The organism is Azoarcus taiwanensis, assembly GCF_012910885.1.
Classification (GTDB): Bacteria; Pseudomonadota; Gammaproteobacteria; order Burkholderiales; family Rhodocyclaceae; genus Azoarcus_F; species Azoarcus_F taiwanensis.
The window spans coordinates 1-10,725 of the sequence record NZ_WTVM01000132.1; the positions used below are offsets into that span (position 1 = coordinate 1).

Below are 10,725 nucleotides of genomic sequence, written 5' to 3' on the forward strand. Positions count from 1 at the left end.
GGGAGACCGGGTCGTCTCGGATGCTTATTCCAGGCCGTAGTCGCGCGGCAGGTAGCCGTACTTCTTCCACACGGCGTGCTCGGCCTGGAACTCCTTCATCGAGCCATAGACCTTGGCCCACATCGGGTCGGACCCAGAGCGACGCTCCATCACGCGATCGGTCGCTTCCTTGAACGCGTTCAGAATGTCGTCGTCGTACTGCATCAGCGTCACACCCTGCTCCTGGAAACGCTTCAGTGCAGCACCCTGCAGCGCCTCGGCGCGCGCCAGCGCGTACATGTTGCCGGCCATGCAGGTGTTCTCGATCAGCGCTTTGGTCTGGTCGTTGAGCTTGTTCCACTCATCCATATTGATGTACAGGTACTGGTTCGTGGAAGGCTGATGCCAGCCGGGCAGTGCGTAGTACTTCGCGACCTGGAAGAAGCCGAGCTGCTCGTCTACCGTCGGCAGCGAGAATTCGGTGGCGTCGAGGACGCCGGTCTCCAGTGCCTGGTAGAGTTCGCCCCCGGGGAGCATGGTCACCGACTTGCCGAACTCGGCCATGATCTCGCCACCGACGCCGGCTGCACGGAATTTCATGCCGCGGAACTGGTCGACCGAGGTAATCGGCTCGCGGAACCAGCCTGCCGCCTCCGGTGCGATGGTGCCGCACAGGATCGGGTAGACATTGTGCGGCGCGAAGGCTTCCTTCAGCAGTGCGTCACCGCCATGGAAGTACATCCACGCGACGAACTCTCCGGACTCGAGACCAAACGGCGTGGCACCGAACAGCGCCGATACCGGCAACTGACCCCACTCGTAACCCATCCAGGAATAGCCCGCCGGCACGTTGCCGGTGCTGACGTTCTCGAACACGCCCAGCGCGGGAATCAATGCGCCCGGCTCGAACACCTGAAGATTCACACGACCGCCGCTCGATGCGGCAAGCATCTCGGCGACTTTCGGCATGGTGTCGCCCAGCGCGGTCAGGGAGGACGCGAACGACATCGGCACCTGCCAGCGCACGCGATCGAAGTCGGCGGCGACCGGCGCAGCGACGGTGATCGCGGATGCGGCCAGGAATGTTCCAAGCAGTTTTTTCATGAGGAGTCTCCTTCGGTTCGTGGACAGCAGCGCAAGCGTATTGCGGTCATGCGCACACTATCAACCGCAGACGCCCGGTCGCAATCAAGGTAAACCCCATCTACGGCCTGCATTAAGCACTTGAATTTGCAATGCTTTCGAAACACTGCATGCTGTGCGAATAGGTCGCACGCGACAACTCCTTGAGTTGTCAGACAATTTTATCGATCGATTAATACCCCCGCTTGCGCGGTACGATGCCTGAGACCGCCTCGCCGATTTCCAGACGACGGATCTTGTCGGCGATCTGACGTACGCTGGGTCCGATCAAGGTCGTCGCGGCAACATGCGGTGTCACCGTGATATTCAGGTGTCGCCAGAAAACATGCTCGCTCGGCAGCGGCTCTTGGCGAAAGACGTCGAGCACCGCATGTCCCACCTGTCCACTTGCGAGCGCTGCGAGCAGGTCCTCCTCGACCAGGTGCGCACCACGTCCCACGTTGATTACGAGCGCGCCGCGGTTCAGCCGCTCGAACAAGGGGCTCGCGAGGATATTGTGGGTCTCCGCGGTAAGAGGGAGAAGATTGACGACCATATCGAGTCCAGCGGTAAAGTCGTCAAGCCGATGCGGACCGTTGAAGGTGACGACCCCGTCCAGCAGTTCTGCACTCCGTCGCCAGGCGCGCACCGAAAAACCCAGATCGCTCAGGGAACGGGCCACCGCCGTGCCCAGCAGTCCAGCGCCCATCACACCGCATCGGTAGGAGGCTGGATCGCGCGGCGCAAGGGGCCGCCACGACACATCGCGCTGGCGGCGCGCGTACTCGTCGAAACCGCGGAAATGCCTCAGCGCCGCTGCGCACACGTAGTTCGACATCTGCATCGCCATCCCAGCGTCCTCGAGGCGGATCAACGGCACCCGCTCGGAGAGCACATCCGGGTGGGCATCAAGAAATGCCAGCACTGCATCGACCCCGGCGCCAAGATTGAACACCGCCTTGAGGCCCGCACGACGCTGCAACACCTCAGCCGGCGGCTTCCACACCAGCGCATAGTCGGCCGGCGCCTCGTCGCCCGGCATCCACTCACGAACCTCAGCCTCGGGCAAGGCCGCAGCAAGCGCGTCGAGCCATGAGCGGGCACCACCCCCGTCCTGATAGAAGAGCACTCTCACGCGGGCATGCGTCCCTGCCAGTTCACCGCGCACACTGCAGTTGCCCCGACTCGACGACCACAACACAGCTCAGAATGCCGCACTGGCAATGACGAATCGTCCGCGGCTGTGCATCGGTGCCAATGCTGATCCCGGGAGAGCAGACACAGTCCTGCGGTTGCGGACTCGGCTGCGCGAGGGCAAACGCCGCAGCCAGCAGGCTAGCGGACACCACAAAGCCCGCATAGGCGAGCAAGCGAATCTTCGGCATGGGAGACTCCTTCCGGTTCAACCCGACATCAAACCGTCGCGAATCGCAGCTGCACCGACCGGGCGAGCTGCGTCGCGCCGTTAATGCAGCATAGCAGCCTCCACGGAGTCGTTCCGGAACGACGCACACGACAATGCGTCAACAACTGGCCCCCAGCCACCGGAGAGACACATGGCGGATCGAGCGACAAGAAGATTCAGAATCTACCAGGACGAAGTCAAGCTGCGGCACACGAGCCACTGGGACATGGACACGATGAGCCGCAGCGAACTGGACGCCTACATGACCGGCAATCAGCAACACGCAGACCCGAGTAACGAGGCGGGTCCGACGCACATACCGGATCCGCCCGCAGAAAGTGCCTGGTCACGCTTCCTCAGGGCGATTCTGCCCGCACGTTGAGGCGAGCTCAGTCCAGGCTGCTTAAATAGTCGATCACGGCGTCGAAGTTGCGCTCGCCGAGCTGACGCACGGCTCCGGTCATTGCCGGATAGATGCGCTCTCCCGACATCGTCAGGTAGCGCTGCAGGTTGATGCGCAAATACTCCGGTTGCTGCCCGGCCAGACGCGGGTACTCCGTACTGCCGCGAGCTCGGTCCCCGTGGCAGCGTGCGCAGAACTCGACGTAGAAGCGTGCGCCCTCATCGGCGCGCGAACCTGCCTGAGCCGTCGCCGGTCGGACGGAGGAATTCGCGTAATACACCGCAATCGATGCCTTCTCCCGCTCGCTCAGCACACGCATCAGACCCTCCATGAATGGGTCCTTGCGAACGCCCTGAACGAAGGCGGAGATCTGATTGTGGATGTAGACCGGGTGCTGCCCGGCGAGATTCGGTACTTCACCGATCCGGCTGTTGCCGTCCTCGCCGTGACAGTTGGCACAGAAAAACGAGGCGTTGGCACCCTCGTTCGCGAGTGCTTCATGCTGCTCCGAGTCCGCGAGCGCCCCGGCGATCAGGTCAGCGGCGTTTTCGGAGAGCGCAGCACCCGGTAGCCAGAGCGCCAAAACGAGCAGATATGGAACTGAACCGCGAAACATAGCGACTACCTCAGGGAGATTGCAATTCGTGAAATGATGTCATGGGGATGCGCATGACGGCGTGCAAGACTACACGCTGCGAGTGTCAGCTGTTTTGCGCTAAATCAGCCTTCGCTCACAATGGACGCATGCGATCACTGCTTCAATTCACTTGCTGTGCAATCCTGCTCAGCCTGACGTTCACCCTGCGTGCCGAGCCGACGCTGCCCGCGTTGGTCGCGGTCGATGTCGGTCACACGGTTTCAGCGCCGGGAGCGATCAGCGCTCGCGGGCGGACCGAACTGGAGTTCAACCTGGCGCTCGCCGGCAAGCTCACGCACGCGCTGCAACGCCTCGGCCTGCGCACGATACTGGTCAATCACGACGGTCTGATCGAGTCACTCGAGGCCCGACCGAGGAGCGTGCCTGACGCTGACTTTTTCATCTCGATCCACCATGACTCGGTCAGCGAGTGGGAGCTGGAAACCTGGTGGTGGGAAGGGCAGCAGCACACCTTCTCCGACCGCTGGCAAGGCCACTCGATGTTCGTTTCTCGCCGCAATCCGGAGCTCGAACGCAGCCTGCTGTGCGGCTCGGCGATCGGCGCCCGGATGCAGCGCATGGGCTTTGAGCCGACCGAAAAGAACGCCCGCCGCCGCGAATATGCGGACCGCCTCCACGCAGTGCATTTCTTCGACAACCTGGTCGTGCTCCACCACGCAGTCCAGCCGGCGCTGCTCTTCGAGGCCGGCGTGATCAAGCACCGAGACGAGGAGCTACTGTTGCGCGACCCGGCACGACAGGCACGAATGGCCGACGCGATCGCGACCGGCATCGCCGCCTGCCTGATGGCGGGACGCTAGCTCAGATGACCCTCGGCTCGGGCTCCAGCGCGATACCGAAGCGCGCCTGCACATCGTGCTGGATCGCGGCCGCCAGCCTCATGATGTCCCCGCCGCTGGCCCCGCCGCGATTGACCAGCACCAGCGCCTGATGCTCGTAGCAGCCCGCCGGCCCAAGATCCCGCCCCTTCCAGCCACAACGTTCGATCAGCCAGCCCGCGGCGAGCTTCGCGCCACCGCCCGGTAGAAGGTGATGCGGCATGTCGCCATGCTGGCCAAGCAGCCGTCGCAAGCTCACTTCGTCCACCACCGGGTTCTTGAAGAAGCTGCCTGCATTACCCAGGCTAGCGGGGTCAGGCAACTTGCGCCGACGAATCGCGATGACTGCATCCGAGACATCGACTGCGCTGGGCTCTGCAACGCTCCTCGCTTCGAGTTCCCGCGACAACTCGGCGTAAGTCCGCACCGGCGCCCAGGACTCCGGCAAACGAAAAGTCACCGATACGATGACCCAGCGCCCGGCCTCATGCCGCTTGAACACACTGTCCCGATAACCGAATTCGCACGCTTCGCGAGTAAAGCAGCGAACGCTGCCGTCGTCGAGCGACACCGCCTCGAGGCTGTCGAAGCGATCGGCCAGCTCAACGCCGTAAGCGCCGATATTCTGGATGGGCGCTGCACCGACGGTACCGGGAATCAGGGACAGGTTTTCCAGGCCTGGCCACCCCTGCGCCAGCGTCCAGCGCACGAACTCATGCCAGTTCTCTCCGCCCCCTGCCCGCAGCAAATGAGCGCCTTCGACCAGACCGAGATGCTCCCGGCCACGGATGTCGATGTGCAGCACACAGCCCGGCCAGTCTTGCGTCAGAACGAGGTTGCTGCCGCCCCCCAGGACCAGCAGTGGCCCTTTGTCACGCAGTTCCCCGGAGGCGACCAGCTTGCGCAGGACGTCCGTCGAGTTGACCGTGACCAGATGCGCGGCACGCGCCGGCAGGCCAAGGGTGTTGAGGGTGGAAAGATCGACGTCGGAGTCGAACGCAGCGTCACGCACGTTCAGGAAGGCTGTCCGGTTCCGGCAACGCCACGTCTGCCCCGGCCGTGCCAGGCGCGATCGGGAAAGCACGGTCATAAGCCATGTTGAACCCGAACGCATAGCAAGTGTAGGCGATCGCCAGCGCGATGTCGGCGATCAATGCCTCGATGAAACCCATTCCGGTCCACCACATGATCACCGGCAGTGACACCATCAACAGCCCGGTCTCGAAGCCGATCGCATGCACCACGCGCAGTCTCACCGGACGACGGTCTGCAGTCCTGCCGCTGACCCGACCGTCCATCCAGTCGAAACAGGTGTTGTAGCACCCATTCCAGATGGCGGCGATCAACGCCAGCAGGGCCAGCAGCCCAATCGATTCGGACACCGGTATGCCGCTCGCCCACGCGAACGGCGGGGTGATCAGGGTCAGGCCGCCGATCTCGAACAGGGCGATCTGACGCAGGCGATCCCGAAACGAGCGAAGCTTGGGGGCGATCGTAGGCAATTTCTTACGCGGTTACTAGAATCAAGGCCTCGAGCCGATGCCGGATGACATCTTTTCCGGAACATACGGCAGACAAAGGCTGTCGGTCATGAGCATGGACGGCTTTTGATTATCGGCGAAATCCGCCGAAAACGCATACGCAAGGCACAATCTATCATGCTTCCTCATATCCGCCCGATCAGGTCGCTGATGCTGGGCACTGCCCTGCTTCTGGTCGGCAACGGCCTGCTCAGCACCCTGATCGCGCTGCGTGGCAGCCTGGAAGGCTATTCGGACCAGATGCTCGGCCTGATGGGCTCGGCCTATTTCGTCGGATTCGTGCTCGGCACCTGGATCGTGCCTCCGTTCATACGGCGAATTGGACACATCCGCGCGTTCAATTTCTTCGCCGCGGCGATCGCGGCGATCATGCTGCTGCACTCGATCATCGTTTCGCCCTGGGTCTGGCTCGTGTTGCGGCTCTTCATCGGCATTGCGCTGGTCGGTTTCTATACCGTCATCGAGAGCTGGCTCAACACGCAGGCGCAACCGGAACGACGCGGGCAGATCTTCGCCTTCTACATGGTGGTGAATATGGCCGCCATCGCCAGTGCACAGCAGTTTCTGCATTTCGCCTCGCCAGCGGGGTTCATTCTGTTTTCGATCGCGGCGATGATGGTGTGTCTCTCGGTGCTGCCGGTCGCATCGACCCGCTTGCCGCAACCCCTGATCTCCGACGTGCCACGGCTGACACTGTCGAAGATCTGGAGCGCGGCCCCGGCCGCACTGCTCGGCGCACTCGTCTCCGGCCTCGGCATGGGCACCTTCTGGTCGCTTGCGCCAGTATATGGCGCTCGCCTGGAGATGGATGCCGGCGCGATCGCGACCTTCATGACGGTGACCATCATCGGCGGTGCTGTCCTTCAGTGGCCACTGGGTCGCTTCTCCGACCGCGGTGACCGCCGTGTGGCTCTCGCAGTGGCTGCAGGCGGAGCGGCCATTGCCGCCGTGTTCATGGCCTTCTATGGCACCCAGCCGATGGTGCTTCTCGGCGCAGCCTTCGTGTTCGGCGGCATGGCTTTTGCGCTCTACCCGATCGTCGTCGCCCACTTGGTCGACCACCTGTCTCAGGACGACATCCTCTCCGGCAGCGCCGGCATCCTGCTCCTTCACGGCATCGGCGCCGCCATCGGCCCGTCCGTGTCGGGAGCGCTCATGGGCCTGGCCGGTCCGGCCGCGATGCCGGCCTTCTTCGCCGTGGTGTTCGCGCCGATGGCGATCTACGCCGCAGTCCAGGCCAGACGCGGCGAAGACGAAATCGTGGAAGAGGCCGCCCAGTTCGTACCCATGGTGCGCACCGCGCCAACCTCAGCCGAAATCACCGCCGCAGTCGAGGAATACCGTATCGAGCATGTCGAAACGCCAGCAGACCCCGACACGACCGAAGACACGACCTCAGTTTCGGACGCCGCCGCCCAGTCGCCAGCGGAGGCCGGGCACGATCCGGAGACCGCGTCCGACTGGACAACGCCAGAAGTCGGCGAGGGTAGGAATGAGCCTGCAGAACCGAAGATGAAACCCGCCGGGAAGCCGTGAAAAAACCCGGCCAATTACGGTAAACCCCAACACCAACAACGTTCTCGGCTCATTACCTTTGCGCTAGACTAGCGCACACTCTTGGCCGTGAGGGCAACATTTCCGCGCGGTCAAGACTGCTGATCTGCAGTTCGATCGTGGTGTTTGCCTTAAGACTGACAAGAAGCTGATGTCGGCTGGACCGCATCAAGACAATCAAGGACAGATAGCCAGAAGGCTTTCATTTTTTGCTGGAGACCAATGTGATTAAGCGACTACTCACCGCCTCGGCGATTGCAACCATCATGGCGTTCAACGCCAATGCTGCCGAAACCATCAAGATCGGTGTCGCCATGGGCTTCACCGGGCCGATCGAATCCCTGACTCCGGGCATGGCAGCCAGTGCCGAACTGGCCATGAAGGAAGTCACCGAGAGCGGCCTGCTCCTCGGCGGCGCTACGGTCCAGCCGGTTCGTGCCGACACCACGTGTATCGACGCAGCTGCGGCCACTGCCGCAGCTGAGCGTCTGGTCACCTCGGAAGGCATCGTCGCGATGGTCGGCGCCGCCTGCTCGGGCGCGACCACCGCAGTGCTGCAGAACGTCGCGATGCCGCGTGGCCTGCTCATGATCTCGCCGTCGTCCACCTCTCCAGCGCTGTCCACCATCGAAGACAATGGCCTGTTCTTCCGCACCGCCCCGTCGGACGCACGTCAGGGTGAAGTGCTCGCCGAGCTGTTGATCGAGCGCGGCATCAAGACCGCTGCGCTGACCTACACCAACAACGACTACGGCCGCGGCCTCGCCAACAGCATCCAGTCCAACTTCGAGAAGCTCGGCGGCCGCATCACGCTGTCCGCCTCGCACGAGGACGGCAAGGGCGACTACACCGCCGAAGTCGGCGCGCTGGCCTCGGCCGGTGGTGAAGTCCTGATTGTCGCTGGCTACCTCGACCGCGGCGGCCGGGGCGTCATCAGCTCGGCACTCGACACCGGGGCCTTCGAAACCTTCGCGCTGCCAGACGGCATGATTGGCCAGAGCCTGCCGGACGCCATCGGCGCCGGGCTGAACGGCTCCTGGGGTCTGGCACCGGGCTCCGACAGCCCGGGTGGCTCCCAGTTCGAAGCGCTCGCCACCGCCGCCAACATCACCGTCGGCCCCTACACCTGGCAGTCGTATGATGCCGCCGCACTGATCATGCTCGCGATGCAAGCCGCCGGCACCACCGACAGCGCCGTGGTCAAGACCAAGATCATGGACATCGCCAACGGCACCGGCGAAGAAATCTACCCGGGTGAGCTGGCCAAGGGCCTGCGCATCCTCGCCGAAGGCGGCAGCATCAACTATGTCGGCGCCTCCGACGTGCGCTTCGTCGAGCCGGGCGAGCACGCCGGCAGCTATGCGCTATATGAAGTGCGTGACGGTAAGCTCGAGGTTGTCGGCCACCGTTGATTCTCCGGTCCGCACCCCGGTGCGGACGACGGCCAACCACTGAACGAGGCGGTCCGGGCGCAAGTCCGGACCGCTTTCTAATACCCATGATCGAAGTCCAGAACCTGAGCATGCAGTTCGGCGGCGTCCATGCCGTCGATGACGTGTCGCTCACCATACAGAACGGCAAGATCACCGGCCTCATCGGGCCCAACGGTGCCGGCAAGACGACGCTGTTCAACTGTATCGCCGGCCACTACAAGCCCAGCGCCGGTAAGGTGCTGCTCGACGGTGACGAAATCACCGGCCTGCCGCCGCACGAGTTGTTCGAGAAGGGCGTATTGCGCACCTTCCAGATCGCCCACGAGTTCTCGACCCTGACCGTGCGCGAGAACCTGATGATGGTGCCCGGCAACCAGGTCGGCGAATCGCTCTGGGGTGCGTGGTTCAAGCGTGGCGAAGTCCGCGCTCAGGAAGAGAAGGTTCGCGCCCGCGCCGACGAAGTCATCAAGTTTCTTGAAATCTCGCATGTCGCGGACGAACTCGCAGGCAACCTGTCGGGTGGTCAGAAGAAGCTGCTCGAGCTTGGCCGCACGATGATGACCGACGCCAAGATCGTCTTTCTCGACGAGGTCGGCGCCGGGGTCAACCGCACCCTGCTCTACACGCTTGGCGACGCGATTCTCAAGCTCAACAAGGAACTCGGTTACACGTTCTGCATGATCGAGCATGACATGGACTTCATCGGACGACTGACCGACACCGTCATCGTGATGGCCGAAGGCAAGGTGCTGACCGAGGGTTCGGCCAGCGAGGTGATGGCCAACGAACAGGTCATCGAGGCCTATCTGGGACGCGGGCTGAAAGTCCGGGAAAAGAAGAGGCCTGCAGCATGAGTTTCCTGATCGGCGAGAACATGACCGGTGGCTATGGCGCCACCAACATCCTGAACGACTGCAACATCTCGGTCGAGAAAGGCGAAATCGCGGTCATCGTCGGCCCGAATGGCGCCGGCAAATCGACCGCGATGAAGGCGATCTTCGGCATGTTGAACCTGCGCGAAGGGCGAGTGCTGTTCAACGACGAAGACATAACCGCGCTCAACCCGCAGGACCGCGTCCGCAAGGGCATGGGCTTCGTTCCCCAGACCCACAACGTCTTCCCGACGATGACGGTCGAGGAGAACCTCGAGATGGGCGCCTTCATCCGCGAGGACGACTTCCGTCACACCATGGAGCAGGTCTACGACCTGTTCCCCATCCTGAAACAGAAGCGCAGGCAACCCGCGGGCGAACTGTCCGGTGGCCAGCGCCAGCAGGTCGCGGTCGGTCGCGCCCTGATGACCCAGCCGCAGGTGCTGATGCTGGACGAACCCACCGCCGGCGTGTCGCCGATCGTGATGGACGAACTGTTCGACCGCATCATCGACGTCGCCCACACCGGCATTGCAATCCTGATGGTCGAGCAGAACGCCAAGCAGGCACTCAACATCGCGGACAAGGGCTACGTGCTGGTCCAGGGTACAAACGCCTACACGGACACCGGCGAGGCCTTGCTGGCCAATCCCGAGGTTCGACGAACCTTTCTCGGAGGCTGAGCATGGAGAACATTCTCAACGCCTTCGTTCTGCTGGCGAACTTCGTCATCATCCCCGGCGCCGCCTACGGCAGCCAGCTCGCGCTCGGCGCCCTTGGCGTGACGCTGATCTACGCAATCCTGCGCTTTTCGGGTAAGCGGATTAAATGGTTGATCTTACCTTTGCATGAGAGTGAGACAGACCGGCATCTCATCGGATTATCTGGTTGATGCTTCACCTACTGCTGGTGCATGTTTCCTTCGCTAATTCCAGCAAGA

At 62.8% G+C, this 10,725-nt stretch carries 13 protein-coding genes; 7 read left to right on the plus strand and 6 right to left on the minus strand.

Going from position 1 to position 10,725, the window contains the following annotated elements; translation table 11 throughout:
• Positions 1-24 precede the first annotated feature (24 nt).
• The 3 genes from GPA21_RS16505 to GPA21_RS16515 form a co-directional block, all read right to left on the minus strand.
• Positions 25-1,083: a TRAP transporter substrate-binding protein gene (locus tag GPA21_RS16505; RefSeq protein ID WP_168989222.1), complete on the minus strand. Its 1,059-nt coding sequence runs from the start codon at positions 1,081-1,083 to the stop codon at positions 25-27.
• Positions 1,084-1,294: 211 nt separating this feature from the next.
• Positions 1,295-2,236 carry an NAD(P)-dependent oxidoreductase gene (locus tag GPA21_RS16510; protein WP_168989223.1) on the minus strand — a complete coding sequence of 314 codons (942 nt, stop codon included), beginning with the start codon at positions 2,234-2,236 and terminating at the stop codon, positions 1,295-1,297.
• A 22-nt stretch (positions 2,237-2,258) separates the two neighbouring features.
• Positions 2,259-2,486 carry a hypothetical protein gene (locus GPA21_RS16515; protein ID WP_168989224.1) on the minus strand — a complete coding sequence of 76 codons (228 nt, stop codon included), beginning with the start codon at positions 2,484-2,486 and terminating at the stop codon, positions 2,259-2,261.
• Positions 2,487-2,657: 171 nt separating this feature from the next.
• On the opposite strand from GPA21_RS16515, the gene GPA21_RS16520 reads away from it, so the two are divergent.
• The gene (locus GPA21_RS16520) at positions 2,658-2,888 is read left to right on the plus strand and encodes a hypothetical protein (protein WP_168989225.1); all 231 of its coding nucleotides are present in this window, start codon (positions 2,658-2,660) and stop codon (positions 2,886-2,888) included.
• A 7-nt stretch (positions 2,889-2,895) separates the two neighbouring features.
• Here GPA21_RS16520 and GPA21_RS16525 read toward each other — a convergent pair whose 3' ends face one another.
• Positions 2,896-3,525 (minus strand): c-type cytochrome, encoded by a 630-nt coding sequence (locus GPA21_RS16525; RefSeq protein ID WP_168989226.1) that lies wholly within the window; start codon positions 3,523-3,525, stop codon positions 2,896-2,898.
• Between the two features lie 128 nt (positions 3,526-3,653).
• Between GPA21_RS16525 and GPA21_RS16530 the strand changes: the two genes are divergently transcribed.
• A complete protein-coding gene (locus tag GPA21_RS16530; protein ID WP_168989227.1) occupies positions 3,654-4,367 on the plus strand; it encodes an N-acetylmuramoyl-L-alanine amidase family protein in 714 nt (237 codons plus the stop codon).
• A 1-nt stretch (position 4,368) separates the two neighbouring features.
• Here the strand turns inward: GPA21_RS16530 and murB are convergent, their stop codons facing one another.
• On the minus strand, positions 4,369-5,403 hold the full coding sequence (gene murB / locus GPA21_RS16535) for a UDP-N-acetylmuramate dehydrogenase (RefSeq protein WP_246262020.1): 1,035 nt from the start codon (positions 5,401-5,403) through the stop codon (positions 4,369-4,371).
• Positions 5,390-5,887, minus strand: coding sequence for a PACE efflux transporter (locus tag GPA21_RS16540; RefSeq protein ID WP_168989229.1), 498 nt, complete (start codon positions 5,885-5,887; stop codon positions 5,390-5,392). Before GPA21_RS16540 ends, murB begins: the two co-directional genes overlap by 14 nt.
• A gap of 156 nt (positions 5,888-6,043) precedes the next feature.
• On the opposite strand from GPA21_RS16540, the gene GPA21_RS16545 reads away from it, so the two are divergent.
• The 5 genes from GPA21_RS16545 (at position 6,044) to GPA21_RS16565 (ending at position 10,677) form a co-directional block, all read left to right on the plus strand.
• Entirely contained in the window at positions 6,044-7,462 is a 1,419-nt protein-coding gene (locus GPA21_RS16545) for an MFS transporter (protein WP_168989230.1), read from the plus strand.
• Between the two features lie 242 nt (positions 7,463-7,704).
• Positions 7,705-8,892, plus strand: a complete 1,188-nt coding sequence (locus GPA21_RS16550; RefSeq protein WP_211163655.1) for an ABC transporter substrate-binding protein — start codon at positions 7,705-7,707, stop codon at positions 8,890-8,892.
• A gap of 86 nt (positions 8,893-8,978) precedes the next feature.
• Positions 8,979-9,767 (plus strand): ABC transporter ATP-binding protein, encoded by a 789-nt coding sequence (locus GPA21_RS16555; RefSeq protein ID WP_168989231.1) that lies wholly within the window; start codon positions 8,979-8,981, stop codon positions 9,765-9,767.
• Positions 9,764-10,468, plus strand: coding sequence for an ABC transporter ATP-binding protein (locus tag GPA21_RS16560; RefSeq protein WP_168989232.1), 705 nt, complete (start codon positions 9,764-9,766; stop codon positions 10,466-10,468). The genes GPA21_RS16555 and GPA21_RS16560 overlap by 4 nt, the downstream gene beginning before the upstream one ends.
• A gap of 2 nt (positions 10,469-10,470) precedes the next feature.
• On the plus strand, positions 10,471-10,677 hold the full coding sequence (locus GPA21_RS16565) for a hypothetical protein (protein WP_168989233.1): 207 nt from the start codon (positions 10,471-10,473) through the stop codon (positions 10,675-10,677).
• The last annotated feature ends 48 nt before the right edge of the window (positions 10,678-10,725 follow it).